Annotated in this window: 25 protein-coding genes; 22 read left to right on the top strand and 3 right to left on the bottom strand. The window is 69.8% G+C overall.

Features of this window, described 5'->3' with window-relative positions; genetic code table 11:
• Window positions 1-135 precede the first annotated feature (135 nt).
• From dop to prcA, 5 genes are all read left to right on the top strand, one after another.
• Window positions 136-1,647, top strand: coding sequence for a depupylase/deamidase Dop (gene dop, locus ABD366_RS15505; RefSeq protein WP_344441886.1), 1,512 nt, complete (start codon window positions 136-138; stop codon window positions 1,645-1,647).
• Between the two features lie 161 nt (window positions 1,648-1,808).
• Window positions 1,809-2,027, top strand: coding sequence for a ubiquitin-like protein Pup (locus ABD366_RS15500; RefSeq protein WP_324771669.1), 219 nt, complete (start codon window positions 1,809-1,811; stop codon window positions 2,025-2,027).
• Between the two features lie 5 nt (window positions 2,028-2,032).
• Window positions 2,033-2,635: an endonuclease VII domain-containing protein gene (locus ABD366_RS15495; RefSeq protein WP_324771670.1), complete on the top strand. Its 603-nt coding sequence runs from the start codon at window positions 2,033-2,035 to the stop codon at window positions 2,633-2,635.
• Window positions 2,587-3,432, top strand: coding sequence for a proteasome subunit beta (prcB, locus tag ABD366_RS15490; RefSeq protein WP_324771671.1), 846 nt, complete (start codon window positions 2,587-2,589; stop codon window positions 3,430-3,432). The genes ABD366_RS15495 and prcB overlap by 49 nt, the downstream gene beginning before the upstream one ends.
• Window positions 3,433-3,493: 61 nt before the next feature.
• Window positions 3,494-4,273: a proteasome subunit alpha gene (gene prcA, locus ABD366_RS15485; protein ID WP_324771672.1), complete on the top strand. Its 780-nt coding sequence runs from the start codon at window positions 3,494-3,496 to the stop codon at window positions 4,271-4,273.
• Between the two features lie 65 nt (window positions 4,274-4,338).
• Here prcA and ABD366_RS15480 read toward each other — a convergent pair whose 3' ends face one another.
• Entirely contained in the window at window positions 4,339-5,379 is a 1,041-nt protein-coding gene (locus tag ABD366_RS15480) for a LacI family DNA-binding transcriptional regulator (protein ID WP_324771673.1), read from the bottom strand.
• A 148-nt stretch (window positions 5,380-5,527) separates the two neighbouring features.
• Between ABD366_RS15480 and ABD366_RS15475 the strand changes: the two genes are divergently transcribed.
• The 12 genes from ABD366_RS15475 (at window position 5,528) to ABD366_RS15420 (ending at window position 17,773) form a co-directional block, all read left to right on the top strand.
• The gene (locus tag ABD366_RS15475) at window positions 5,528-6,796 is read left to right on the top strand and encodes an MFS transporter (protein WP_324771674.1); all 1,269 of its coding nucleotides are present in this window, start codon (window positions 5,528-5,530) and stop codon (window positions 6,794-6,796) included.
• A gap of 9 nt (window positions 6,797-6,805) precedes the next feature.
• A complete protein-coding gene (gene pafA / locus ABD366_RS15470) occupies window positions 6,806-8,167 on the top strand; it encodes a Pup--protein ligase (protein ID WP_164558827.1) in 1,362 nt (453 codons plus the stop codon).
• A 145-nt stretch (window positions 8,168-8,312) separates the two neighbouring features.
• A complete protein-coding gene (locus ABD366_RS15465) occupies window positions 8,313-9,329 on the top strand; it encodes an FKBP-type peptidyl-prolyl cis-trans isomerase (RefSeq protein ID WP_324771675.1) in 1,017 nt (338 codons plus the stop codon).
• A 61-nt stretch (window positions 9,330-9,390) separates the two neighbouring features.
• A complete protein-coding gene (locus ABD366_RS15460; RefSeq protein ID WP_324771676.1) occupies window positions 9,391-9,765 on the top strand; it encodes an FKBP-type peptidyl-prolyl cis-trans isomerase in 375 nt (124 codons plus the stop codon).
• 140 nt (window positions 9,766-9,905) lie between these two features.
• Window positions 9,906-10,859, top strand: a complete 954-nt coding sequence (locus ABD366_RS15455; protein ID WP_324771677.1) for a helix-turn-helix transcriptional regulator — start codon at window positions 9,906-9,908, stop codon at window positions 10,857-10,859.
• A gap of 18 nt (window positions 10,860-10,877) precedes the next feature.
• Window positions 10,878-11,834, top strand: coding sequence for a helix-turn-helix transcriptional regulator (locus ABD366_RS15450; protein ID WP_324771678.1), 957 nt, complete (start codon window positions 10,878-10,880; stop codon window positions 11,832-11,834).
• A 101-nt stretch (window positions 11,835-11,935) separates the two neighbouring features.
• Window positions 11,936-12,181, top strand: coding sequence for a hypothetical protein (locus ABD366_RS15445; RefSeq protein ID WP_324771708.1), 246 nt, complete (start codon window positions 11,936-11,938; stop codon window positions 12,179-12,181).
• A gap of 9 nt (window positions 12,182-12,190) precedes the next feature.
• On the top strand, window positions 12,191-12,388 hold the full coding sequence (locus tag ABD366_RS15440; protein ID WP_324771679.1) for a G protein-coupled receptor family protein: 198 nt from the start codon (window positions 12,191-12,193) through the stop codon (window positions 12,386-12,388).
• Between the two features lie 256 nt (window positions 12,389-12,644).
• Window positions 12,645-12,944 (top strand): Sec-independent protein translocase subunit TatA, encoded by a 300-nt coding sequence (tatA, locus tag ABD366_RS15435; RefSeq protein WP_324771680.1) that lies wholly within the window; start codon window positions 12,645-12,647, stop codon window positions 12,942-12,944.
• A gap of 63 nt (window positions 12,945-13,007) precedes the next feature.
• Window positions 13,008-13,976: a twin-arginine translocase subunit TatC gene (gene tatC, locus ABD366_RS15430; protein ID WP_324771681.1), complete on the top strand. Its 969-nt coding sequence runs from the start codon at window positions 13,008-13,010 to the stop codon at window positions 13,974-13,976.
• A 43-nt stretch (window positions 13,977-14,019) separates the two neighbouring features.
• Window positions 14,020-14,919: a diacylglycerol kinase gene (locus tag ABD366_RS15425; protein WP_324771682.1), complete on the top strand. Its 900-nt coding sequence runs from the start codon at window positions 14,020-14,022 to the stop codon at window positions 14,917-14,919.
• 43 nt (window positions 14,920-14,962) lie between these two features.
• On the top strand, window positions 14,963-17,773 hold the full coding sequence (locus tag ABD366_RS15420; RefSeq protein WP_324771683.1) for a DEAD/DEAH box helicase: 2,811 nt from the start codon (window positions 14,963-14,965) through the stop codon (window positions 17,771-17,773).
• A 300-nt stretch (window positions 17,774-18,073) separates the two neighbouring features.
• Here ABD366_RS15420 and ABD366_RS15415 read toward each other — a convergent pair whose 3' ends face one another.
• Window positions 18,074-19,174, bottom strand: a complete 1,101-nt coding sequence (locus ABD366_RS15415) for an LLM class flavin-dependent oxidoreductase (protein WP_324771684.1) — start codon at window positions 19,172-19,174, stop codon at window positions 18,074-18,076.
• Window positions 19,175-19,634: 460 nt separating this feature from the next.
• Between ABD366_RS15415 and ABD366_RS15410 the strand changes: the two genes are divergently transcribed.
• The 5 genes from ABD366_RS15410 (at window position 19,635) to ABD366_RS15390 (ending at window position 24,411) form a co-directional block, all read left to right on the top strand.
• Window positions 19,635-21,335 (top strand): ATP-binding protein, encoded by a 1,701-nt coding sequence (locus tag ABD366_RS15410; RefSeq protein WP_324771685.1) that lies wholly within the window; start codon window positions 19,635-19,637, stop codon window positions 21,333-21,335.
• On the top strand, window positions 21,332-21,739 hold the full coding sequence (locus ABD366_RS15405) for a roadblock/LC7 domain-containing protein (protein WP_324771686.1): 408 nt from the start codon (window positions 21,332-21,334) through the stop codon (window positions 21,737-21,739). The genes ABD366_RS15410 and ABD366_RS15405 overlap by 4 nt, the downstream gene beginning before the upstream one ends.
• Window positions 21,736-22,161 (top strand): DUF742 domain-containing protein, encoded by a 426-nt coding sequence (locus ABD366_RS15400; RefSeq protein WP_324771687.1) that lies wholly within the window; start codon window positions 21,736-21,738, stop codon window positions 22,159-22,161. Before ABD366_RS15405 ends, ABD366_RS15400 begins: the two co-directional genes overlap by 4 nt.
• A complete protein-coding gene (locus tag ABD366_RS15395) occupies window positions 22,142-22,792 on the top strand; it encodes a GTP-binding protein (protein ID WP_411293786.1) in 651 nt (216 codons plus the stop codon). Before ABD366_RS15400 ends, ABD366_RS15395 begins: the two co-directional genes overlap by 20 nt.
• 116 nt (window positions 22,793-22,908) lie before the next feature.
• The gene (locus ABD366_RS15390) at window positions 22,909-24,411 is read left to right on the top strand and encodes a cytochrome P450 (protein ID WP_411293787.1); all 1,503 of its coding nucleotides are present in this window, start codon (window positions 22,909-22,911) and stop codon (window positions 24,409-24,411) included.
• Here the strand turns inward: ABD366_RS15390 and ABD366_RS15385 are convergent.
• Window positions 24,405-25,352 (bottom strand): pseudouridine synthase, encoded by a 948-nt coding sequence (locus tag ABD366_RS15385; RefSeq protein WP_324771688.1) that lies wholly within the window; start codon window positions 25,350-25,352, stop codon window positions 24,405-24,407. The two genes, ABD366_RS15390 and ABD366_RS15385, sit on opposite strands and share 7 nt — an antisense overlap.
• Window positions 25,353-25,652 lie beyond the last annotated feature (300 nt).

The following is a 25,652-nucleotide window of genomic DNA, read 5'->3' as shown; positions in this document are numbered from 1 at the left end:
AGCGCGGAGGCGTTCTAGGCTCTTTCCTGCCGCCGAGTCGCGCCGTGCGGGGACGGGCACCGCATGCGCATCGGAGAACCAGCGGTACTTGAGCGCCGCCCCCGACCGAGGGCGCCGCCGGGCAAGGAGGGCCGCATGACCGTACGGCGAGTAATGGGCATCGAGACGGAGTATGGGATCTCCGTCCCCGGCCACCCCAATGCCAATGCCATGCTCACCTCGTCCCAGATCGTCAACGCCTACGCGGCGGCGATGCACCGGGCCCGCCGCGCCCGCTGGGACTTCGAGGAGGAGAACCCGCTGCGCGACGCCCGGGGTTTCGACCTCGCGCGGGAGGCCGCCGACTCCAGCCAGCTCACCGACGAGGACATCGGCCTGGCCAACGTCATCCTCACCAACGGGGCGCGCCTCTACGTCGACCACGCACACCCCGAGTACAGCTCACCGGAGATCACCAATCCTCGGGACGCGGTCCTGTGGGACAAGGCCGGCGAGCGCATCATGGCGGAGGCGGCCGACCGCGCGGCCCAGCTGCCCGGCGCCCAGCCGATCCACCTCTACAAGAACAACACCGACAACAAGGGCGCCTCCTACGGCACGCACGAGAACTACCTGATGAAGCGGGAGACCCCCTTCTCGGACATCGTGCGCCATCTGACGCCGTTCTTCGTCTCCCGTCAGGTCGTCACCGGTGCGGGCCGCGTCGGCCTCGGTCAGGACGGGCACGAACACGGCTTCCAGCTCAGCCAGCGCGCCGACTACTTCGAGGTCGAGGTCGGCCTCGAGACGACCCTCAAGCGCCCGATCATCAACACCCGCGACGAACCGCACTCGGACGCGGAGAAGTACCGCCGGCTCCACGTGATCATCGGCGACGCGAACCTCTCCGAGATCTCGACGTACCTGAAGCTCGGTACGACCGCCCTGGTCCTCTCCATGATCGAGGACGGCTTCATCGCGGTCGACCTGGCCGTGGACCAGCCGGTCCGCACCCTCCACCAGGTCTCCCACGACCCGTCGCTCCAGCATCTGATCACGCTCCGTAGCGGACGCACGCTCACGGCGGTGCAGCTCCAGATGGAGTACTTCGAGCTCGCCCGGAAGTACGTCGAGGAGCGCTTCGGCGCCGACGCGGACGACCAGACCAAGGACGTCCTGTCGCGCTGGGAGGACGTGCTCGGCCGCCTGGAGACCAACCCGATGAGCCTCTCCGGCGAGCTGGACTGGGTCGCCAAGCGCGAGCTCATGGAGGGCTACCGGCGCCGCGACAACCTCGACTGGGACGCCGCGCGGCTGCACCTCGTCGACCTCCAGTACGCCGACGTACGGGCCGAGAAGGGCCTCTACAACCGCCTCGCGGCCCGCGGCAAGATGAAGCGCCTCCTCACCGAGGACGAGGTCGAGAGGGCCCGTACGGCGCCCCCCGAGGACACGCGCGCGTACTTCCGCGGACGCTGCCTCGAGCAGTACGCGGACGACGTCGCCGCGGCCTCCTGGGACTCGGTCATCTTCGATCTGCCCGGCCGCGACTCACTGCAACGGGTCCCCACGCTCGAACCCCTTCGCGGAACGCGCAACCACGTGAAGGAGCTGCTCGACCGGTGCCGGACGGCCGAAGATCTGGTCCGCGTGCTCTCCGGCGGCTGATCCGCGGCTGAAAGGCCCGCGGCAGGGGAATCACAAAGGTGGGCTCCGCACGTTGTACCAACTGCGGGGCCGATGTCGGAGCCGACTTGTAGGGTTCTGATCACGAACGGCCTGTACGACACGTACGACGTGTATGTCGACCCGAGCGGGGTGAGCTGGATATGGCGACCAAGGACACCGGCGGCGGACAGCAGAAGGCGACGCGCTCCACCGAGGAGGTCGAGGAGCAGGCGCAGGACGCCCAGGCGACCGAAGATCTCAAGGAGCGCCAGGAGAAGTTGAGCGACGACGTCGACTCGGTTCTGGACGAGATCGACGACGTACTCGAGGAGAACGCAGAGGACTTCGTGCGCTCATTTGTGCAAAAAGGTGGTCAATAGCGGACATGTCGCATCTGGCTGAGAAGAGGTGTGCCGGGTGCAAGAAGATGCTCCCCCTGGCCTCTTACGCCGCCGACCGGAACCGGCGGGACGGCCTTCAGACGCGGTGCCGGGAATGTGTCGCGGAATACAGCGCGGCACATTACCGGCGCCGCCGAGAGGCGATCGGCAAGTCCGTGCGCGAGAGGGTGGAAGTGCCTGCTGGGCACAAGCTCTGCCGCGCTTGCAATGAGGTCAAGGCGCACAGCGAGTGGCATCGCAATGCTTCGGCCTCCGACGGTCTGTCGACCCGGTGCAAGGCGTGCCGAGCGATCCAGGGCCGACAGGACCACCTCAAGCGCAACTACAACCTCACCGAGGCGCAGCGCGACGAGATGGTCGCCTCCCAAATGGGGATCTGCGTGATCTGCCTCAAGGCTCCCGCAGTCCATGTGGATCACTGCCACGAGACGGGTAGGGTCCGTGGCGTACTGTGCTTCAACTGCAATTCGGCCATCGGCAAGTTGGGGGACGACCCCGACACCACCCGTCGAGCCGCCGCTTACTTGGAAGGAAACGCGTGGAAGCCAACCCTCGTAGCACCGGGCGTCTACCGGCTGCCTTCCTGACGCCCGGGTCGTCGTCCTTCATGGACTTCCTGGCCGAGCACCAGCCGGAGATCCTGCCGGGGAACCGGCAGTTGCCGCCGACGCAGGGCGTCATCGAGGCCCCGCACGGCACGACGATCGTCGCCGTGTCGTTCCCCGGAGGGGTCGTGCTCGCCGGCGACCGCCGGGCGACGATGGGGAACGTGATCGCGCAGCGCGACATCGAGAAGGTCTTCCCGGCGGACGAGTACTCGGCCGTCGGTATCGCCGGCACCGCCGGTCTGGCCGTCGAGATGGTGAAGCTCTTCCAGCTGGAGCTGGAGCACTTCGAGAAGGTCGAGGGCGCCCAGCTGTCGTTGGAGGGCAAGGCGAACCGGCTGTCCACGATGATCCGCTCGAACCTCGGCATGGCCATGCAGGGGCTGGCGGTCGTGCCGTTGTTCGCCGGATACGACGTCGACCGTGAGAAGGGGCGCATCTTCTCCTACGACGTCACGGGCGGGCGCAGCGAGGAGCACGGCTACGCCGCCACCGGTTCGGGTTCGGTCTTCGCGCGCGGGGCGATGAAGAAGCTCTACCGCGGCGATCTGACGGAGGAGCAGGCGACGACGCTGGTCGTGCAGGCGCTGTACGACGCGGCGGACGACGACTCGGCGACCGGCGGTCCGGACATGGCGCGGCGGATCTTCCCGATCGTCACGGTGATCTCGCAGGACGGTTTCCGCCGTCTGACGGACGACGAGTCCTCGGAGATCGCCCGGGCGATCCTCGAGCGGCGTCTGGAGCAGCCGGACGGTCCGCGAGCCGCTCTGCTGTGAGCTGTCCGTTCGCTCTTCTCTCCCCACTGATGCGTTACTGACAGAAAGGGACGGATAGCCGGTGTCGACGCCGTTCTATGTCTCACCCCAGCAGGCGATGGCCGACCGCGCGGAGTACGCGCGCAAGGGCATCGCCCGCGGTCGCAGCCTGGTCGTGCTGCAGTACGCCGACGGCATCGTGTTCGTCGGCGAGAACCCGTCCCGGGCCCTGCACAAGTTCAGCGAGATCTACGACCGGATCGGCTTCGCGGCCGCCGGTAAGTACAACGAGTACGAGAACTTGCGTATCGGGGGCGTCCGTTACGCGGATCTGCGTGGGTACACGTACGACCGTGACGATGTGACGGCCCGTGGTCTGGCGAACGTGTACGCGCAGACGCTGGGCACGATCTTCTCCAGTGCGGCCGAGAAGCCGTACGAGGTGGAGCTGGTTGTCGCGGAGGTCGGTGAGACTTCCGAGGGGGATCAGATCTACCGGTTGCCGCATGACGGTTCGATCGTCGACGAGCACGGCTCGGTGGCGGTCGGCGGCAACGCCGAGCAGATCAGTGGCTACCTGGACCAGCGTCATCAGGACGGTATGACGCTGTCCGAGGCCCTGAAGCTGGCGGTGCAGGCGTTGTCGCGCGATACGAACGGGAGCGAGCGGGAGATTCCCGCGGAGCGTCTCGAGGTGGCGGTGCTGGACCGTACGCGGCCGCAGCAGCGCAAGTTCAAGCGGATCGTGGGGCGGCAGTTGTCGCGGCTGCTGACGGCCGAGGGTGCTGCCGCGTCGTCGAAGGCCGCGTCGGACGCGGTGTCCGACGACGCCTCCGACTCCGACGATTCCGCCGAGGAGTAGCCCTCAGTACGTGTGCGTCCGCGTGTGCCCCGGCCGGTTGCCGAACCGGCCGGGGCACACGTGTGTCAGGGCGTGGTGCGGGGTGGTGGCGCTGTCGAGCCGCGGACGACCAACTCGACGGGGAGCGGATCGGTTTCGGGGGTCCGGCCCTCCAGGACGGCGAGCAGGGCGGCCATGCCCCGCTCGCCGAACTCCTCCGCGGGCAGGCGCACCGTGGTGAGTTCGGGTTCGACGGCGGTGGCGAGGGAGAGGTCGTCGAAGCCGGTGACCGAGAAGTGTTCGGGGATACGCAGGCCCATGCGCCGCGCGGCCTTGTAGGCGCCTGTGGCGAGCTTGTCGTCGTCGCAGACGATCGCGGTGGGCCGGGTCTCGCCGGAGGTGTGCAGGGCCCGCTGGGCGGCAGCGAGGGCGTCCTCGACGGTCAGGGCTGAGCGGACGGTGCGCACTGTCGTGCCGGGCAACCGGGCGGCTGTGGCGGCCAGTTCGCGGGCGCGTACGTCGAAGGTCCAGGACCGTACGGCGGAGGCGATGTGCAGGAAGTGGCGGTGGCCGAGGGTCAGCAGATGGTCGGTGATCTGCCGGATGCCGTCGGCGAGGTCGAGGTTGACGGTCGCGGCGCCGAGGCTGCCGGCCGGGTCGCTGTCGAGCATGACGAGGGGCAGGCCGTCGCCGCGCAGCGCCGTGACGGCGTCGGCGGCCATGGAGGAGGCCAGGATGCCGTCGAGGGCGGCGCTGGCGGAGGGGAACGGATCGCGGGCTTGGCCCACGCCGTCGGGGGAGGGATAGAGGACGACGCCGAAGTCGTGCCGGGCGGCGACGCGGGCGGCTCCGGTGTAGACGCCCGCGAAGAACTCGTTGGTGAGGGCGGGCACGACGAGCAGGGCGGTGCGGGTGCGGCCCAGGCGGAGGTTGCGGGCCGCGAGGTTGGGGCGGTAGCCCAGCTCGCGTGCGGCCGTGCGGACGCGTTCGGCGGTGGCGGCGGCGACCCGGCCGTGCCATTTGTCGCCCATGACGAGGGAGACCGCGGCCTGCGAGACGCCGGCGGCGCGGGCCACGTCCCGGCTGGTGGGGCGGGCGGGAGCCGTCCCGTCCGTACCGCTGGTCACTGCTGCCTCCGTGGGTGTCGTCCCGGCCGGTGGACCGGGTGGGCCGGGGTGGACGACGTTAGCGGGTGGTCCCCGGAGCGGCGTACGTGGTACGTATAACCCCTCGACGTTATACGTAAAACTTGAACCTCAGGACGGGGGCGGCGCGATGGCCGCGGGGTATGCGGAGATCCTCCGGGCGCGGCACGCGATGCGGCTGCTCACGGGCACGCTCGTCGGCAGGCTGCCGAACGCCACGGCGGCGATCGCCATCGTGCTGTTCATCCGCGCCGAGGGCGGCACGTACACCCTGGCGGGAGCGCTGGCGGCGGTCTACGGGGTGGCCAACGCGATCGGGCAGCCGTTGCTCGGGCGCCTCGTCGACCTGCGCGGCCAGCCGAAGGTGCAACTGCCGGCCGCTGTCCTGTCGGGGCTCGCGATGACCCTCTTCGCGTTCGTCGGCACGGACTCGCCGGTGTGGGCGTACGGCTCCGTGGCCGCGGCCGGACTGTTCACGCCACCGCTCGAAGGCGGTCTGCGGGCCCTGTGGCCCAGCGTGCTGCCGCGCGAGGAGCAGGTGCACAGGGCGTACGCGATGGACGCCATCGCGCAGGAAGTCATGTTCACCGTCGGCCCGTTGCTGGTGACGGTGTGCGTGTCGCTGTGGTCGGCGCAGGCCGCGCTGGTCGTCCTGAACGTCATCGGGGTGCTCGGCGCGCTCTCGGTCGTGCTGTCGCGGCCCTCGCGGGAGTGGCGCTCGGCGCCGCGCGAGGCCCACTGGCTGGGCGCCCTGCGCTCGCCGGGACTGCTCGTCCTGCTCGCCGCCTTCCTGTTCATCGGGCTCGCGCTCGGCTCCATCACCGTGGCCGGGGTCTCGTACGCCGACGAGAACGGCGGGGCCGCGGCGAACACCGTCTACGGCTGGATGATGGCGGCGCTCGGGCTCGGCGCCCTGGCGGGCGGCAGCGTGTACGGGGCGCGGCAGTGGAGTGGCCCCCCGGAGACGCGACTTCGGTGGCTGGTGGCTCTTCTGGCCCTCTTCTACGTGCCGTTGACGCTCATGCCCGGGCCGGTGGCGATGGTGGCGCTCACGGCGGTCGCGGGGGTGTTCCTGGCGCCGTGCATCGCCTGTGCGTTCATCGTCGTCGACCGGCACGCGCCGCGGGGCACGGTGACGGAGGCGTTCTCCTGGCTCGTGACGACGTTCACGGTGGGGGCCAGCGTCGGTACGGCCGTCGCGGGACCGGTCGTCGAATGGGGCGGTACACGGTGGGGGTTCACCGTGCCGGCGGCCACGGGGAGCCTCGCGCTGCTCGTGCTGCTGGCCACGGGGCGGGTGCTGAGTGCCCCTCGCACGTCCGGGCGTGTCGGGGTCGCGGCGGAAAATGATCCAAACCGTGCCGTCGAACCCCGTTTCAGCTCGGGGGATCGGGCGTAATGTTCAGTCATGGACCGCCGCATTTTCGGGCTGGAGAACGAGTACGGCGTCACATGCACGTTCAGGGGACAGCGCCGTCTGTCACCTGACGAGGTGGCGCGGTACCTCTTCCGCCGTGTCGTGTCATGGGGCCGCAGCAGCAATGTCTTTCTGCGGAACGGCGCCCGCCTCTATCTTGACGTGGGTTCGCATCCGGAATACGCAACACCGGAATGTGACAACGTGACCGAGTTGGTCACCCACGACAAAGCGGGCGAGCGCATTCTGGAAGGCCTGCTCGTCGACGCCGAACGCCGCCTGCACGAGGAGGGCATCGCAGGCGACGTATATCTGTTCAAGAACAACACCGACTCGGCGGGAAACTCCTACGGCTGCCACGAGAATTACCTGGTGGCGCGGCACGGGGAGTTCTCGCGGCTCGCGGACATTCTCATTCCCTTCCTGGTCACGCGTCAGTTGCTGTGCGGCGCGGGCAAGGTACTGCAGACTCCGCGCGGTGCCGTGTACTGCGTGAGCCAGCGAGCCGAGCACATCTGGGAGGGCGTCAGCTCCGCGACGACGCGCTCCCGGCCGATCATCAACACCCGCGACGAACCGCACGCCGACGCCGAGCGCTACCGCAGGCTGCACGTCATCGTCGGCGACTCGAACATGTCCGAGACGACCATGCTCCTCAAGGTCGGCGCCACCGACCTGGTGCTGCGCATGATCGAGGCGGGCACCGTGATGCGCGACCTGACCCTGGAGAACCCGATCCGGGCCATCCGCGAGGTCAGCCACGACATCACCGGCCGGCGCAAGGTGCGCCTGGCCAGCGGCCGCGAGGCCTCGGCCCTCGAGGTGCAGCGCGAGTACTACGAGAAGGCCGTCGACTTCGTGGAGCGCCGGGGCATCCGCACCGGCACCGTCGACCAGGTCCTCGAGCTGTGGGGCCGCACGCTCGACGCGATCGAGGCGGAGGACCTCGACCGCATCGGCACCGAGATCGACTGGGTCATGAAGTACAAGCTCATCGAGCGCTACCGCGCCAAGCACAACATGACGATGTCGCACCCGCGGGTCGCACAGATAGACCTCGCGTACCACGACATCCACCGCCGCCGAGGCCTCTACTACCTCCTGGAGAAGAAGGGCCAGGCCGCTCGGATCTGCAACGACCTGAAGATCTTCGAGGGCAAGTCCGTGCCGCCGCAGACCACGCGCGCGCGGCTGCGCGGCGACTTCATCCGCCGGGCCCAGGAACAGCGCCGTGACTTCACGGTCGACTGGGTCCATCTGAAGCTGAACGACCAGGCGCAGCGCACCGTGCTGTGCAAGGACCCGTTCCGCAGTGTGGACGACCGGGTGGAGAAGTTGATCGCCGGTATGTAGGCGCGGTCCGGGCCGTTTCCCGGTTCCACCGATCCCGCGTAGGGCCTCGTACGAATCATTCGTACGAGGCCCTTCGGCCGTCCTCGGAAAAGCTGTACGAGGGCCTAGAGTGGCCGGACTGTACTCGAGCGACTTGAGGATCACTGTGCGACGCCGACTTGCAGCTCTACTGATCGTGCCGGCACTGGCGCTGACCGCGACGGCCTGCGGCAGCGACGACGGCAAGAAGGACGCGGCGGACAAGGCGGACTCCCCGTCCTCGTCGCCGCAGACGGCCGAGGTGCCCAAGGCGGTCGACACGGCGAACCCGATGCCGAAGGTGAGCGGCGACGTCGGCAAGAAGGCGACGATCACGCTGCCCAAGGGCGACCCGAGCGACAAGTTCGTCGTGCACACGCTCTCCGAGGGCGACGGCCCCGAGGTGAAGAAGAACGACCTGGTGTCGATGAACTTCACCGGCAAGGTCTGGAAGGGCGCCAAGGACCTCGGTACGACGTACGGGAAGCAGGGCGGTGGCCAGCAGCTGGTGACCGCGGGCGGCGAGGGCCAGCTCCCGGCGTTCGCGCAGGCCGTGGTCGGGCAGAAGGAGGGCAGCCGGGTCCTCGTCGTGGCGCCTCCGGCGGCCGGCTTCGGCAGCCAGGGCAACCCGCAGGTGGGCATCACCGCCACGGACACGCTCGTCTTCGCCGTCGACGTCGGCAAGGTGATCCCGAAGAAGGCCGAGGGCACGCAGGGCTCGATCCCCTCGAACCTGCCGCAGATCAAGGCCGACAAGGAGGAGCCGGCCACGATCTCCGTCCCGAAGAACGACCCGCCGAAGAAGCTCGTCGACCAGGTCCTGATCAACGGCAAGGGTGCCGAGGTCAAGAGCGGCCAGACGGTCACGATGCAGTACAGCGGTGCCGCGTGGAAGCTGAACGAGGGCAAGGAGAAGGCCGAGCTGTTCGACTCGTCCTGGAAGACGGGCCAGCCGTTCTCGACCGTCATCGGGCAGGGCCAGGTCATCAAGGGCTGGGACACCGGCATCGTCGGCAAGCACATCGGTGACCGGGTCCTTCTCGTGATCCCGGCCGACCAGGCGTACGGCAAGGAGGCCAAGGGCGAGACCCTGCCGGCCAACTCCACGCTGGTCTTCGTGGTCGACATCCTCGCCGCGCACTGACCGCCGGAGAAATGGCAGACTGTCCCGGTTGCCCAACCGCCAACAAGCAGGAGCACTACACGTGAGCATCGACAAGCCCGAGATCGACTTCCCCGACGGTCCGGTCCCCACGGACCTGGAGATCGTGGAGATCTGGGAGGGTGACGGCCCCGAGGCAAAGGCCGGGGACTACGTCAAGGTCCACTACGTGGGTGTGGCTTTCTCCACCGGCGAGGAGTTCGACGCTTCCTGGAACCGCGGCAACCCGCTGGAGTTCCAGCTCGGTGCCGGCCAGGTCATCCAGGGCTGGGACAAGGGCGTGCAGGGCATGAAGGTCGGCGGCCGTCGCAAGCTGACCATCCCCGCGCACCTCGCGTACGGCGAGCGTGGCGCCGGCGGCGGCGTGATCGCCCCCGGCGAGACGCTGATCTTCGTCTGTGACCTGATCTCCGTCTGAGTTCGTCGCACCACGACCACAAGTGGTCATCGCAGGGCCCATGCCATCAGGCATGGGCCCTGCCGCATCCCCTGGCTTTTGCCGGTACACCCCCTAGCGGTACGGTCGTCCGTCGGGAGCTACATGAGGAAAGGGCGTCGATGGCCATTGCCAAGGCCGAGCGGCTGATGAATCTGGCGCTGTGTCTGCTCGGGACACGGCGGCCACTCAGCAAGCGCGAGCTGCGGGGGTCCATCGAGGCCTACCTGGAGGCGGGCAACGACGACTCCTTCAACCGCATGTTCGAGCGCGACAAGGACGACCTGCGCGAGCTCGGCCTGGTCATCGAGACCGTGGAGAACCTGGACGGCGAGGTCGGCTACCTCGCCCGCCGCGACAGCAACCGGCTGCCGCCCGTCACGCTCGACGGCGAGGAGGCCGCCGCGCTCGGCCTCGCCGCGAAGGTGTGGCAGCAGGCCCGCCTGGCCGGTGCCGCCAGCGGCGCCCTGCAGAAGCTGCGGGCCGCCGGGATGCCCGAGGACGTGGACCCGTACGAGAGCCATGGCGCGCTCGAACCGCGGATTCCGGTGCACGAGGCGTCCTTCGAGCCGCTGATGCTGGCCTGCCGCGACCGCCGGCCCGTCGTCTTCGACTACCGCAAGGCGACCGCGGCGCGGCCCGCGCCCCGGCACGTCGAACCGTGGGCCCTGGAGTGCTGGCGCGGCCACTGGTACCTGGCGGGCTGGGACCGCGACCGGCAGGCCGAGCGGGTCTTCCGGCTGTCCCGGATCACCGGCAAGGTCCGCTCGCGCGCCGGCCAGTTCAAGGCCGAGGTGCCGGACGTGGTGACCGTACGGGAGACCGTGGCGAGCTGGGCGGGGGAGAGCGCCACGCGCTCCGCGCTGATCAGGCTGCGCACCGGCGCGGGCTACCCGCTGCGCGCCAAGGCCGTCTCGGTACGGGAACTGGGCGACGGCTGGGACGAGTTGGAGATCCCGTACGGGCACGGACTCGACGCCTGGCTCGTGGAGTTCGGCCCTGATGTGGTCGTCCTGGAGCCCGCCGAGCTGCGGGCCGATGTCGTGGACCGGCTGCGCGCCGTGGCCAAGGGCTGAGGGGGAGAACACACAAGCATGGCTTCCAATGCCATCGATCAGACCCGGCGGATGCTGTCCCTGGTGACGTATCTGCGCGAGCGCCCCGGTGCGCGCGTCGAGGACGTCGCCCGGGCCTTCGGTATCACCGAGGACGAGCTGATCTCCGACCTGGACGTGCTGCCGCTGTGCGGGACGAGCTTCCGCGGCGGTGACCTCCTCGACATCGACACGGACGGCGACCGCATCTGGTGGCACAACCCGGACGATGTCGCCGAGCCGCTGCGGATCGCCGCCGACGAGGCGACCGCGCTCCTGGTGGCGGCGCGGGCGGTGGCCACGCTGCCGGGGCTGCGCGAGAGCGACCGCCTGGCGCTGCTGCGCGCGACCGCGAAGCTGGAGGCGGCGGCCGGTGAGGTGGCGAGCGCGAGCGCGCGCCTGAACGTCACGTTCGAGTCCGAGGGCGGCGTCTTCGCGGACGTCGACCGCGCGATCTCCGAGCGGCGGCGGCTGTGGATCCGCTACTACTCGCCCGCGCGCGACGAGGTCACCGAGCGGGAGATCGACCCGATCCGCCTGGTCAGCGTCGGTCACACCTACGTAGAGGCGTGGTGTCGCAGGTCGGAGGCGCGGCGTACGTTCCGGCTCGACCGGGTCGCGGAGATCCGGGTCCTCGAGGAGGCCGCGGCGCCGCCCGAGGTCGAACTGCGGGATCTGTCCGAGGGGCTGGTGCAGCCCGCGGCCGAGGACCCCGAGGTCGTCGTGGAGGTCGGGCCCGGCGGGCGCTGGGTCGCCGAGTACTACCCGCACGACAGCGCCGAGGAGTTGGCGGACGGTGGTCTGCGGATCACGCTGCGTACGCCCGATCCCTCCTCGCTGCGACGGCTCGCGCTGCGGCTCGGCAGGGACGGGCACATCGTGGCGCCGGCCGAGCTCGCGGTGAGCGCGCGGGACGCGGCGCGGCAGGCGCTGGCCGCGTACGACGGGGTCGCGTGAGGGAGTTGGGCCCGGCCTCGTGGGATGTATGGCGCAGAACGGATGAAAGGTGCAAGGTGGACAGGATGACCGGTGTGGCCGGTTTCACTGATATCGCCACGATGTCCGCCACGGTCGCCGCTCCGGTGCCCGCCGTCTTCAAGGCGGCCTGCCCGGACTGCCGCGGCTGTTTCGAACTGGCGGCGACCGCGCTGCGCTTGGCGATCGGCGCCAGCCGCCGCACCACCTTCTACTCGTTCACGTGTCCCGAGTGCGGGACCGCGGTACGCAAGCCGGCCGGTGAGCGCATCGTCGAACTCCTCACCGGCGGCGGGGTGCGCACACTCCGTCTCCACCAGACCGTCTAGGCTCGGCGCATGTTCTGGGCGATGCTGGCCGTGGCTTTGGGGTTCGTGGGACTTGCCGTGCTGGCCGTCCTCGCGGTCAAGGTGTTCGTCGAGGCGCAGCGCCTCGGGCGCCAGGTCGCCGACACCACACAGCGGATCAACCGCGCGGCCGAGGAGTTGGAGCGGGCCGCGGTGAGCGTGGCCAAGGCCGGCGGTGACGCCGTCTGAGCGCTTCGAAGCGTGCGACGCGGGATGGAAAGCGCTTTACCACTGTGACCTGTCGGACTCCGAGGTCGGGCGGGTACGCTCGCATACGCGGCCTGATAGTGAGGCGCCGGCCGCAACTGGGAGTACGCACGGGGATTGCCCCGTGTTCACCCCCACGGGATACGATCGCTGCCAGCACGGTGGTCGGACAACAGTCCGAAGTCCGATCGGTACCGGCAGTCCCGCCCCTGCCGCCTCAGTGAGAAGGTAAACGCATATGTTCGGTGGAAAGATCGGCGCCCCCGAGTTGATCATCCTGCTCGTGGTCATCCTCCTCCTGTTCGGCGCGAAGAAGCTCCCGGACATGGCGCGCTCGCTCGGCAAGTCGGCCCGCATCCTCAAGAGCGAGGCCAAGGCCATGAAGAGCGAGGGTGGCAACAAGGATGCCGCTCCCTCCGACCCGCCGAAGCAGGACGACAAGGAGACCCCGGCGCAGCGCACCATCCAGGCCGCTCCGGGCGACGTGACCAGCTCGCGTCCCGTGTCCGAGCCGACCAACCAGACGACGAAGAGCTGATCAAGAGCTGATCGAAGGCCGCCCCCTGTGACGGCGGCCTGTCGCACGAGATGAGGACGTGGGTTGCTCAAGTCTGCCCGCAAGCAGGAGAAGGACCCCGAGGGGCGGATGCCGCTCGCGGAGCACCTGCGTGAGCTTCGCAACCGGCTCGGGAAGGCCGTCCTGGCCATCCTCGTCGTGACGATCGTCGCTGCCTTCTACTACAAGGACATCATCGAGTTCTTCACGAACCCGGTCCTTGACTCCGTCGGCTGTGACAAGTCCTTCTCGGAGTTGACGGCCAAGGCCGCCGAGAACAAGGACGCCAACGAGCAGTGCGCCCGCATCGTGCTCAACGGCCTGATCACGCCCTTCACGCTCGCCCTGAAGGTGTCGCTGATGGCCGGTGTCGTCGGCGCGTCGCCGATCTGGCTCTACCAGCTGTGGGGCTTCGTCGCGCCCGGCCTGCACAAGCACGAGAAGAAGTACGCCACCGGCTTCGTGGCGACCGGCGTCCCGCTCTTCCTCGGCGGCGCCTTCTTCGCGTACAAGACGCTGCCGACCATGGCGCGCGTGCTGCTCGACTTCTCGCCCGCCAACATCGACAACCAGCTGCCGCTCGACGAGCTGCTCGACCTGATCACCCGCATGGTGATCGTCTTCGGGCTCTCCTTCGAACTGCCGCTGCTCCTCGTCATGCTCAACCTCACGGGCGTGATCACCGGCAAGCGGATGCTCGGCTGGTGGCGCGGCATGATCATGGGCATCACCGTCTTCGCCGCGGTGGCCACGCCCAGCACGGACCCGCTGACCATGATCGCCCTCGCCGGGCCGATCTGGATCCTGTACTTCGCGGCGACGGCCTTCTCCCTGCTGAACGACCGCCGCAGGCGGCGTATCGAGGCAGCCGGGCCCGCCGACGACGAGGCCTCCGAGCTCGATCTGTCCCCCGAGGACATCGATGAGGTGGAGCCGGTCTCCGCCAGCCGCTCGCTGCCCGAGCAGTCCACGGGCGAGAAGGACCGGATCAACGGTTACGACGATGTGACCTGAGGTAATCCCCCTTCCGGGCCGGGCACTTGTTAGGGTCCGGCCCGTGACCAGCGAGATCACCCTCTTCGTCAATCCCACCGCGGGACGCGGCCGGGGCGCGGGCGCCGCGCAGCCGGCCGCTTCCGCGTTGCGGGCGGCCGGCTTCTCCGTGCGCACCGTCATCGGGGAGAACGCCGACGACGCCCTGGTACGCGCGCGTGCCGCGGTGTCCGAGGGCACCGGCGCCCTGGTGGCCGTCGGCGGGGACGGTCTGGTGAACCTCGCCCTGCAGGCCGTCGCCGGCACCCGCACCCCGCTCGGCGTCGTCGCGGTGGGCACGGGCAACGACTTCGCGCGCTCCCTGGGGCTGCCCGTACGCGAGCCGGCCCGAGCGGGCGCGCTCGTCGCCGAGGCACTCAAGGGCGAGCTGATCCGCTCCGTCGACCTGGGACGGATCGGCGGCCACTGGTTCGGCACCGTACTCGCCTCCGGCTTCGACTCCCGGGTCAACGACCGCGGAAACCGGATGCGGATACCGCTCGGCCGCTTCAAGTACGACCTGGCGATCGTGGCCGAGCTGGCCGCGTTCGAGCCGGTGCCCTTCCGCCTGACCCTCGACGACGGCTCCGTGCGCGAGATCGCCGCGACCCTCGTCGCCGTCGGCAACGGCACGTCGTACGGGGGCGGCATGCGGATCTGCGCCGACGCCGACATGAGCGACGGACTGTTCGACATCACCGTGGTCGGCGAGTGCTCCCGGACGACACTGCTGCGGGTGTTCCCGCGCGTCTACAAGGGCACGCATCTCAGCCACCCCGTCGTCAGCACCTACCGGGCGGCGCGAGTGGAACTGGCCACCGGCGATGCCGCCGGCGTCACGGGATACGCGGACGGAGAACCCGTCGGGCCGCTGCCGCTGGTGGCCGAGTGCGTGCCGGGGGCGGTGCGGGTCCTTACCGGATAATGATCGTCCGTTGTCAGTGGGGGCCGGTAGGCTCGAAAGCACGATGACAGAGGACCTCTCACCGGCCGAGCGGTATGCGGCAGCCCGTCGGCGGGCCGCAGAGCAGGCCACCGCGCTCGCTGACTTCCGCGAGATGTACGACTTCGGCCTCGACCCCTTCCAGATCGAGGCGTGCCAGGCGCTCGAGGCGGGCAAGGGCGTCCTGGTCGCCGCGCCCACGGGTTCGGGCAAGACGATCGTCGGCGAGTTCGCCGTGCACCTCGCCCTCGAGCAGGGCAAGAAGTGCTTCTACACGACGCCGATCAAGGCGTTGTCCAACCAGAAGTACCAGGATCTCGCCAAGCGCTACGGCGCCGACAAGGTCGGCCTGCTGACCGGCGACAACAGTGTGAACAGTGACGCGCCGGTGGTCGTGATGACCACCGAGGTGCTGCGCAACATGCTGTACGCGGGCTCGCAGGCGCTGATCAATCTCGGCTACGTGGTCATGGACGAGGTGCACTATCTCTCCGACCGCTTCCGTGGCGCCGTATGGGAAGAGGTGATCATCCACCTCCAGGAGTCCGTGACGCTGGTCTCCCTGTCGGCCACGGTGTCGAACGCCGAGGAGTTCGGCGACTGGCTCGACACCGTGCGCGGCGACACCGAGGTGATCGTCTCCGAGCACCGGCCCGTGCCGCTGTTCCAGCACGTGCTCGCCGGACGCCGGATGTACGACCTCTTCGAGGAGGGCGAAGGCAGCAGAAAGGCCGTCAACCCGGACCTGACGCGGATGGCGCGCATGGAGGCGAGCCGTCCCTCGTACCAGGACCGGCGGCGCGGACGCGCCATGCGCGAGGCCGACCGGGAGCGGGAGCGGCGCCAGCGCTCCAGGATGTGGACGCCGGGGCGCCCCGAGGTCATCGAGCGGCTCGACGCCGCGGGGCTGCTGCCCGCCATCACCTTCATCTTCAGCCGCGCCGCGTGCGAGGCCGCCGTGCAGCAGTGCCTGTACGCGGGGCTTCGGCTGAACGACGAGGACGCGCGGGCCCGGGTCCGGGAGATCGTCGAGGCGCGGACGGCCTCCATCCCCGACGAGGACCTGCACGTCCTCGGGTACTACGAGTGGCTCGAAGGGCTCGAGCGCGGCATCGCCGCCCACCACGCGGGCATGCTGCCGACCTTCAAGGAGGTCGTGGAGGAGCTGTTCGTCCGCGGTCTGGTGAAGGCCGTCTTCGCCACCGAGACACTGGCGCTCGGCATCAACATGCCCGCCAGATCGGTGGTCCTCGAGAAGCTCGTCAAGTGGAACGGGGAGCAGCACGCCGACATCACCCCCGGTGAGTACACGCAGCTGACGGGGCGCGCGGGCCGCCGGGGCATCGACGTCGAGGGCCACGCCGTCGTGCTGTGGCAGCGCGGCTTCAGTCCGGAGCACCTGGCGGGGCTCGCGGGCACCCGTACGTATCCGCTCAAGTCGAGCTTCAAGCCGTCGTACAACATGGCGGTGAACCTGGTCGAGCAGTTCGGCCGGCACCGGTCCAGGGAGCTTCTGGAGACCTCGTTCGCGCAGTTCCAGGCGGACAAGTCCGTCGTCGGCATCTCGCGTCAGGTCCAGAAGAACGAGGAGGGGCTCGAGGGCTACAAGGAGTCCATGACCTGCCACCTCGGGGACTTCGACGAGTACGCGCGACTGCGGCGCGAGCTCAAGGACCGCGAGACGGAGCTGGCCAAGCAGGGCGTGGCGCAGCGGCGGGCGCAGGCGGCCGCGGCGCTGGAGAAGCTCAAGCCCGGGGACGTCATCCACGTACCGACGGGCAAGTTCGCGGGCCTCGCGCTCGTCCTGGACCCCGGGCTGCCCGCCGGGCGGACCAACGGGCACCGGGGGTTCGAGCACCACGACGGTCCGCGACCGCTGGTGCTGACCGCCGAGCGGCAGGTCAAGCGGCTGGCGTCGATCGACTTCCCGGTGCCGGTGGAGGCGCTGGAGCGGATGCGGATCCCGAAGTCGTTCAACGCACGCTCCCCGCAGTCGCGCCGCGATCTGGCGTCGGCGCTGCGCACCAAGGCCGGGCACATCGTGCCCGACCGGCACAAGAAGGGGCGGGCGCCCGCCGCCGACGACCGGCAGATCACGCGGCTGCGCACCGAGCTGCGGGCCCACCCCTGCCACGGGTGCTCCGACCGGGAGGACCACGCCCGCTGGGCCGAGCGCTACCACCGGCTGCGGCGGGACACCGCGGGCCTTGAGCGCCGGATCGAGGGCCGCACGAACACGATCGCGCGTACCTTCGACCGCATCGTGAAGCTGCTGACCGAGCTGGACTATCTGCGCGGCGACGAGGTCACCGAGCACGGCAAGCGGCTCGCGCGGCTCTACGGTGAGCTGGACCTGCTGGCGAGCGAGTGCCTGCGCGACGGGGTGTGGAACGACCTCAACCCCGCCGAACTCGCGGCGTGCGTCTCGGCGTTGGTGTTCGAGGCGCGGGTCTCCGACGATGCGCTGGCGCCCAAGGTGCCGTCGGGGAAGGCGAAGGCCGCGCTGGGCGAGATGGTGCGGATCTGGGGCCGGCTCGACGCGCTGGAAGAGGAGTTCCGGATCAACCAGGCGGAGGGGGTCGGCCAGCGCGAGCCCGATCTCGGGTTCGCCTGGGCCGCGTACCAGTGGGCCTCCGGCAAGGGCCTCGACGAAGTGCTGCGCGAGGCGGAGATGCCGGCCGGGGACTTCGTCCGGTGGTGCAAGCAGGTCATCGACGTGCTGGGCCAGATCGCGGCGGCGGCGCCCCACGACGGTTCGTCGACGGTGGCACGCAATGCGCGCAAGGCGGTGGACCAGCTGTTGCGGGGCGTGGTGGCGTACTCGTCGGTGGGCTGACGCGCGCTGGAGCGGCACAATCGGCAGGGCCCGGGACCAGTGGTCCCGGGCCCGGTGTCGCGATGCGGTGGGGCCGGCCGTGGCGGGGGATCGGGCCCGGTCCTGGGCGGGGGCTTGTGGCTGGACCGGAGCTGGTTGGGGTCCGCCGGGGTGGGGTCGGCGGGGGCCGGTCCTGGGCGGGGGCTTGTGGCTGGACCGGGGCCGGTTGGGGCCCGCCGGGGCGGGCCCGGTCCCGGGCGAGGGCTTGAGGCTGGACGGAGCTGGTTGGGGCCGGTCGGCCCCGGTCCGGGCCCGTGGCTCTCAGGCCGCCGCGCGGGCCGCGTCTCGTTTGGCGACCTCTTCGCGGACGATCGGGATCACGTGGCGGCCGAAGTCGATCGCGTCGTCGAGCAGGTCGTAGCCGCGGGCCGAGAGGATGTTCACGCCCAGGTCGTAGTAGTCCAGCAGGGCCTGCGCCACCGTTTCCGGGGTGCCGACCAGCGCCGTCGAGTTGCCGGCGCCGCCGGTCTCCGTCGCTGTCGGGGTCCACAGGGCGCGGTCGTGGCGCTCTCCCTGGGCCGCCGCCGCGAGAAGACGTCGGGAACCCGCGTTCTCCGGGTTCTTCAGCGGATGGCGGCGGGAGAGCGGGCTGCCCGCCTTGCGGGCCTTGATGCGGGCCAGCGTCGCGTGCGCCTTCTCCCACGCCAGCTCCTGCGTCGGCGCGATGATCGGGCGGAACGCGACCTGGATACGGGGCACGTCCGTGCGGCCCGCCGCCTTCGCCGCCGCCCCGACCGACTCGATCTGCTGGGCGGTCTCGGCGAGGGGCTCGCCCCACAGGCAGTAGATGTCGGCCTCCGCGCCGCCCGCCGCGTACGCCGCCGGCGACGAACCGCCGAACGAGACCTGCGGATGCGGCTGTTGCACCGGGAAGGTGTCGCTGACGAAGTCGCGGAAGCGGTAGTGCGCGCCCTCGTGGTCGAACGGCTCGTGCGACGTCCAGGCCTTCTTGATGATCTGGATGGCCTCCCGCGTACGCGCGTACCGCTCGTCCTTGCCGAGGAAGTCGCCCTCGCGCTGCTGCTCGTGGTCGTTGCCGCCCGTGATGAAGTGGACCGCGAGGCGGCCGTCGCTGATGCGGTCCAGGGTGGCGAAGGTCTTCGCGGCGAACGTGGGGTACGAGACGTTCGGTCGGTGCGCCACCAGGATCTGGATCTTCTCGGTGCGCGCCGCGATGTAGGCGGCAGCCGGCGACGGATCGGGGGACCCGGACCCGTACGCGAAGAGGATGCGGTCCCAGCCGTACTCCTCGTGCGCGCGGGCGAGCCGCAGCGTGTAGTCCTTGTCGAAGGACGCCCCGGAGCGGGCGGTGACTTCGGAGCCTTCGTTGGTCGCGGCGATGCCGAGGAACTCTACGGGCATGAGTAAACGCCTCTTCAGCTGTAAAGGGTGGTGGTGGGCCTGAGGGACGTCAGGCGCAACACGCCGCCGACCACACACGACCGAAGTCGATGTGGTCGCGGGTGACCAGCCGCAGCTGAGGGCGCATGCACTCAGTGCACCAGCAGGCCGCGTGAAACGTCAACCGCTGTCCGCCCGCCGGGAGTTCGGACGACCGGACGCCCTCACTCCATGTGTTCGAATCGCAGCCGAGCGTGCAAATGGGAGCGAGTGTATGCCTGCCCCGGTGGCTATTTCAGGGCCTTGCCGAATATGACTCGGCGATGATCCGGTCGGACTAAGCTCGCCCGCAGCGCACCGAGTTGAGATGTATTCGGGCGTTTGTTCTCCCGTGCGCCGATGATTCGCATTGATCCCCGGAACGAAGCGCGGCGAACCATCGCAAACTTCCTTCCCCGACCCGACCGTTCAGAGGGCATACATGGTGAGTGTTCAATCGCCTCCCGGTGGCCGAGACGTCCCCTACACACGCGTGCTGTTGCTGCCCGCCATGGTCATGGCCGCCGCCACCGGCGCGGCCGTCGCCCTGGTCACGCAGCCCGCCCGCCTCGCCGTCACCCTGTGCGGCGCGCTCGGCACGCTCCTGGTGGTCGCCGTCGCGGCCGAGGCCGTCCGGCGCGGTCGCCTCGTCAAAGGGCTGCGCGCCCAGTACACGCGGCACATCGCCGAGCTGGAAGCACGTATCGCCGCCCAGGAGCACCGGACGATGCGCGTCGCCAAAGAGGTCCTGCCGCACGCCCTGTACCGGATGCGCACCGGCGACAACCCCAAGGACGCCGTCCGCAACACCTGCGACTCCGATCCCGCCTTCCGCGACACCACCCAGGGCGAGCGCGAACTCCTGCGCCAGGCCCTCAAGGAGATCGACCGCGAGGAGGCCATGCGCGACGCCGCGCAGCGCGCGTTCGTCTCCATCGCCCGCCGCGTCCAGGCCATCGTGCACAAACAGGCCCAGGAACTCCGCGAGATGGAGGAGGACCACGGCCGCAACCCCGAGGTCTTCGACGACCTCCTGCGCATCGACCACGGCACCGCCCTGATCGGCCGCCTCGCCGACTCCGTCACCGTCCTCGGCAACGCCCGGCCAGGCCGCCAGTGGCCCAAGCCCGTCCGGCTCTACAGCGTGCTGCGCGGCGCCATGTCCCGCATCCTCGAATACCCGCGCATCGACCTGCACGCGATCTGCGACGTGGCCATCAGGGGTGTCTCCGTGGAGCCCCTCATCCACGCCTGCGCCGAGCTCCTCGACAACGCGACGCGCTACTCGCCGCCGCAGACCCGGGTCCACGTCACCGCCGTCGAGGTGCAGACCGGCATCGCCATCGAGATCGAGGACGGCGGCGTCAGCCTCGGCGAGGAACAGCGCGCCAAGGCCGAGCGGATGCTCGACAAGGCCAAGTCCGGCATCGACCTCAACGACCTCGGTGAGAATCCGCGCCTCGGCCTCGCGATCGTCGGCCGGCTCTGCTCGATGTACGACATGCAGATCTCCCTGCGCCAGTCCGCCTACGGCGGCGTGCGCGCCGTCCTCGTCGTGCCGCGCGACATGATGAGCACCGGGCCCGCGCCCGGCCTCGCCCACGGCATCGGCGCCACCGCCGTACCGCGCGTCGACCACAACGGCGTACCGATCAAGGAAGAGCCGCGGTTGAAGAAGACGCGTCGCCCCACCACGGGACCGCGCCCCTCCGCCCCGGTCGTCGCCGCGATGGAGGACGACGAACCCGTGGTCACGGAGTGGCGGGCCAATGGGCTGCCGCAGCGCCGCAGGAAGGTCGACACGAAGATCATCGACGACCAGATCATCGTGACGCCCCGCCACCCCGATCTGTCGATGCCGCCGCCCGGTTCCGGTTCCCGTCCTGGTCCTGGTTCCGGCTCCGGGACCACGGCCGCCCCGCCACCCGTCGCCGCCCCCGCGGTCGGTCCGGCCGCGGAGCCGGAGCACGAGCGGCCGGCCCAGCCCGAACCCGGCCTGTGGGTCGAGGCGTTCATGAACGGCCTCAAGCCCGACGAGACCGGTGCCGCCGCCGGTGGCGTGGCCGGCGGGGCGGTCGCCGACGCAGAGAAGCCGCACGACGACGCGTACAACCAGCAGGTCGACGAGGGAGACCGCCAGTGATCCAGCAACGCGCCAATTTCGACTGGATGCTCAAGGAGCTCGCCGACGGCGTGCCCAATGTGCGTCAGGTCGTGGTGCTCTCCGCGGACGGTCTGCGCATCGCCCGGTTCGGCGGCCATCCCGACGGCGCCGACCGGATCGCCGCAGCCTGCGCCGGACTTCAGTCCCTCGCCTCCGCCGTCGCCTCCGAGATCCCGGAGAGCAACGGCAAGATGAACATGGTCATCATCGAGGTCGACGGCGGCTTCTTCTATCTGATGGCCGCGGGCAAGGGCGCCTACCTCGCCGTCCTCGCCGACCCGTACGTCGACGCGGGCCTCATCAGCCACCAGATGCGCGACCTCGTCATCCGGATCGGCGCCCATCTGACCAGCCCGCCCCGACGCAACGGCCAGACCGTATGACGCCACGTTCCCTCGACCCCCCCCACCGCGAAGAGGAACTGCCTCCCCAGCGCGAGCGCCGCTCCGCCCAGGGCCCCGAGGGCCCGAAGGACCCCAAGGATCCCGAGCGGCTCTACGTCATCACCGGCGGCACCGAAGGCGCCGAGCGCGCCACGCTCGACCTGGTCACCCTGATCGTGGCCCGCGCCGACCCCCCGGTCGCCACGCCGCCCGAACAGTCCGCCGTCCTGCGCATGTGCCGGACACCGCTGTCCACGGCCGAGATCTCGGCCTACCTCAATCTGCCGTTCAGCGTGGTCACCGTGCTGCTCGGCGAGCTCCTCGCGGCCGAACTCGTCCACTCGCGGGCACCGGTGATCCGGGGCGCCGTCGCCGACCGTTCCCTCCTCGAAGCGGTGATGCATGGACTACAGAAGCTCTGACTCCACCGGTGCCATGGACGCGGCGGTGGGCAGCGCCCAGGTCCCCGGCCCGCGGGCCGAGGACCGGATGCCCGAGACGGTCACCTCCGCCGTGAAGATCGTCATCGTGGGCGGGTTCGGCGTCGGCAAGACGACGATGGTGGGCTCCGTCAGCGAGATCCGCCCGCTCACCACCGAAGAGACCATGACGCAGGCGGGCATCGGCGTCGACGACAACTACGGCTCCGAGACCAAGACCGCCACCACCGTGGCCATGGACTTCGGGCGCATCAGCATCACCGACGAGCTTGTCCTCTACCTCTTCGGCACGCCGGGCCAGGAGCGGTTCTGGTTCCTGTGGAACGGCCTGTTCGAGGGCGCCCTCGGTGCCGTGGTTCTCATCGACAGCCGCCGCCTCGAAGTGAGCTTCGACGTGATCGGGCGCCTGGAAGAGCGCGGCGTTCCGTTCGTCATCGCCAACAACGCCTTTCCCGACGGCCCCAGTTACCCCTCCGAGGAGCTGCGCAGCGCGCTCGACCTCGACCCGCACGTGCCCATCATCGAGTGCGACGCACGCCGCCGGGCCTCCAGCCGTGACGTCCTCATGACCCTGATGCGCTATCTGCACGAGATGGCGTTGCAGCGGGCCTGAGAGGGCGGGCTTCATCAACTTCCGTTTTGCAGCGACCAGTTGGGTCGAGCGGGCTTGTTTCGTCGGTCCGGTCGATCCAAAGAACCAGTTTGCCCTTCACTACCGGAGCGATCACCGTGACGTCCCAGCCCTCCCAGTCGCCCGCCGGCTTCGACCCCCTCGGCGACCCCTCGTCCGGCCCCCCGCCGGGCTGTCCCGCGCACGCCCTCGGACCCGACGGGATGCGCAGGCTCTACGGGCCCGAGGCCGACACCGACCTCGCGGCCGTCTACGAGAAACTGCGCGCCGAACACGGCTCCGTCGCCCCCGCGCTGATCCACGACGACGTGCGCGTATGGGCTGTGCTCGGCCACGGCGAGAACCTCCACATGGTCCGCACCACCTCGCAGTACAACCGCGACGCCCGCAACTGGACCGCCCTGAAGAACGGCACCGTCAAGCTCACCCACCCGCTCGCCCCCGTCTTCGGCTGGCAGCCCATCTGCTCCATGGCCGAGGGCGCCGAGCACCTGCGGCTGCGCGGCGCCGTCACCCACGCCCTCGAGATCATCGACCACCGCAGCCTGCGCCGCGCCATCAACAAGGCCTGCCAGGAAATCATCAACCGCTTCTCCGAGCGCGGCACGTGCGACGTCGTCAGCGACTTCGCCGAGCACCTGCCGATGATGGTCATGCTCGACATCTTCGGCGCCTCCGAGGCGTACAGCGAGCGCTTCGTGCAGGCCGCCCGCGACATGATCAAGGGCACCGAGACGGCCATCGCCAGCAACGAATACATCATGGGCATCCTCATGGAGGCCACGGCCCGCCGCCGGGCCGATCCCGAGGACGACTTCATCAGCCGTCTCATCGCCGCCCCCGCCGCCCTCAGCGACGACGAAGTGGGCCAGCACCTGCGGCTCGTCCTCATCGCCGCCTACGAAGCCACGGCCAACCTCATCGCCAACGTACTGCGCACCGTGCTCACCGACCCGCGCTTCCGCGCCCAGCTCAACGGCGGCCAGATGACCGTGCCGGAAGCCGTCGAGCAGTCCCTGTGGGACGAACCGCCCTTCAGTGCCATGGTCGCCTACTACGCCAAGGTCGACACCGAACTCGGCGGGCAGCACATCCGCGCCGGTGACGCCCTGATCTTCGGCATCGCACCGGGGAACGTCGACCCCGCCGTGCGGCCCGACCCGACCGAGCACATGCAGGGCAACCGGTCACACCTCGCCTTCGGTGGCGGGCCCCACGAGTGCCCCGGGCAGGACATCGGGCGCGCCATCGCCGACATCGGGGTCGACGCGTTTTTGATGCGGCTGCCCGATGCTGAACTCTCGGTCGCGGAAGGGGAGTTGCGGTGGCGTTCCACCATTCTGTCGCAGCATCTCGTCTCCCTGCCCGTGTCCTTCACGCCCCGCGCGCAGCAGGACGTCGTCACCAAGCCCAGCATGGTGCCGCCTCCGCGGGCCGACTGGCATGTTTCGTCCGGCTCACCCAAGGCTGCGTCGGCTTCTGCCGCAGCGCCTGAGGCTGCGGCTCCCTCTGCTTCGTCCGTCCCCACTGCTCCGGTTGCGGCGCCCGAGGTGCGGCTCGGCGCATGGCAGCGGCTTCTGCGGTGGTGGCGGGGCTACTGAGCCCAGGACTCGTACGACTCCCAGGCCTCCAGCTGCCGGCCGCTCACGAAGCTGTGCTCGTGGCCCGTCACCGGGTCCCTGAACTCCAGTGTGCGCGCCAGGAGTTGCAGAGGTCTGCGGAAGTCGTCGGGGGCGGTCTGTTCGGCGACCCGTGGGTAGAGCGGGTCGCCGAGGATCGGTACGCCCAGGGCGTTCATGTGCACCCGTAGTTGGTGGGTGCGGCCCGTGTGGGGCGTCAGGTGGTAGAGGGCCAGGTCGCCCTTCACGGCCTTGAGGTGGACCGTGCTCTCCGCGTTGGGTTCGCCGTTCGGCACCTCGTGCGCCGTGAGCACGCCCCGCTCCTTCTCGATCCTGCTGCGGACCTTGGTCGGCAGGCGGAGGGCGGGGTCGTGGCGGGCCACCGCCTCGTACTCCTTGGTGACCAGCCGGTCCCGGAACAGGGTCTGATACGCGCCGCGTTCCTCCTGGCGTACGACGAAGAGCACCAGGCCGGCGGTCAGCCGGTCCAGACGGTGGGCCGGGCTCAGCGTCTCCGTTCCCGACACCTGGCGGAGGCGGGCCAGCGCGGTCTCCGTGACGTGGCTGCCTCGGGGGGTCGTGGCCAGGAAGTGGGGCTTGTCCGCTACGAGGATGTGATCGTCGCGGTGGACGATGTCGAGGGAGTAGGGGACGGGGGGTTCGGGCTCCAGGTCCCGGTGGAACCAGACGTGGCCGCCGGGGGCGTAGGGCGTGGTCGCCGTGATGGGGGTGCCGTCCGAACCCACGATGCGGGCCTCTGTGATCATCGCGTCGATCGTGCCGTGTGCTGCCGCCAGGCGCTCGGTGAGGTGGGCCCGCACGGTGTCCCACCTGTCGTCCAGCGGCATCCGTACTCGTACGGCGTCGATGCCGTTGCGCTGGGGGAGGGGGGAGGGTGGGGTGCGGCGCCTGCGGTGTCTCATCGTGGGGTCAGCGTACGGGGGCGCCTTGAAGGGAGGGTGGCCGTCCGGTTCTCGTTGGCGGCTTTCCGTTGAGTCCTACAGGTGTGTGGGTGGGTGCGGGGGTGGCCGGGGTATGTCCGTGCTCGCCATCTTGTAGGCGTCGCCCGTTGCGTTGCAGGCCGCCGCTTGGCGCAGGGGTGCTGCGCGCGGACATACCCCGCCCACCCCCTCCCGTCGTCTCGTACCTGACTGACACCCGACGGTCCCGCCCCATTCAAGCCCCCCCCATTCAAGCCCCTCCGGCGATTGAGGAGCGGGGTC

The organism is Streptomyces kunmingensis (assembly GCF_039533535.1).
Classification (GTDB): domain Bacteria; phylum Actinomycetota; class Actinomycetes; order Streptomycetales; family Streptomycetaceae; genus Streptomyces; species Streptomyces kunmingensis.
The sequence above is the reverse complement of the archived record's forward strand: the minus strand, read 5'-3'. Positions and strand labels throughout refer to the sequence as shown.

What these genes read in the sequence shown, in the direction of transcription:
- dop (WP_344441886.1), top strand. Translation starts at nt 136, where the DNA reads ATGACCGTACGGCGAGTAATGGGCATCGAGACGGAGTATGGGATCTCC.
- ABD366_RS15500 (WP_324771669.1), top strand. Translation starts at nt 1,809, where the DNA reads ATGGCGACCAAGGACACCGGCGGCGGACAGCAGAAGGCGACGCGCTCC.
- ABD366_RS15495 (WP_324771670.1), top strand. Translation starts at nt 2,033, where the DNA reads ATGTCGCATCTGGCTGAGAAGAGGTGTGCCGGGTGCAAGAAGATGCTC.
- ABD366_RS15475 (WP_324771674.1), top strand. Translation starts at nt 5,528, where the DNA reads ATGGCCGCGGGGTATGCGGAGATCCTCCGGGCGCGGCACGCGATGCGG.
- pafA (WP_164558827.1), top strand. Translation starts at nt 6,806, where the DNA reads ATGGACCGCCGCATTTTCGGGCTGGAGAACGAGTACGGCGTCACATGC.
- ABD366_RS15455 (WP_324771677.1), top strand. Translation starts at nt 9,906, where the DNA reads ATGGCCATTGCCAAGGCCGAGCGGCTGATGAATCTGGCGCTGTGTCTG.
- ABD366_RS15450 (WP_324771678.1), top strand. Translation starts at nt 10,878, where the DNA reads ATGGCTTCCAATGCCATCGATCAGACCCGGCGGATGCTGTCCCTGGTG.
- ABD366_RS15445 (WP_324771708.1), top strand. Translation starts at nt 11,936, where the DNA reads ATGTCCGCCACGGTCGCCGCTCCGGTGCCCGCCGTCTTCAAGGCGGCC.
- ABD366_RS15440 (WP_324771679.1), top strand. Translation starts at nt 12,191, where the DNA reads ATGTTCTGGGCGATGCTGGCCGTGGCTTTGGGGTTCGTGGGACTTGCC.
- tatA (WP_324771680.1), top strand. Translation starts at nt 12,645, where the DNA reads ATGTTCGGTGGAAAGATCGGCGCCCCCGAGTTGATCATCCTGCTCGTG.
- ABD366_RS15420 (WP_324771683.1), top strand. Translation starts at nt 14,963, where the DNA reads ATGACAGAGGACCTCTCACCGGCCGAGCGGTATGCGGCAGCCCGTCGG.
- ABD366_RS15415 (WP_324771684.1), bottom strand. Translation starts at nt 19,174, where the DNA reads ATGCCCGTAGAGTTCCTCGGCATCGCCGCGACCAACGAAGGCTCCGAA.
- ABD366_RS15410 (WP_324771685.1), top strand. Translation starts at nt 19,635, where the DNA reads ATGGTGAGTGTTCAATCGCCTCCCGGTGGCCGAGACGTCCCCTACACA.
- ABD366_RS15400 (WP_324771687.1), top strand. Translation starts at nt 21,736, where the DNA reads ATGACGCCACGTTCCCTCGACCCCCCCCACCGCGAAGAGGAACTGCCT.
- ABD366_RS15395 (WP_411293786.1), top strand. Translation starts at nt 22,142, where the DNA reads ATGGACTACAGAAGCTCTGACTCCACCGGTGCCATGGACGCGGCGGTG.
- ABD366_RS15385 (WP_324771688.1), bottom strand. Translation starts at nt 25,352, where the DNA reads ATGAGACACCGCAGGCGCCGCACCCCACCCTCCCCCCTCCCCCAGCGC.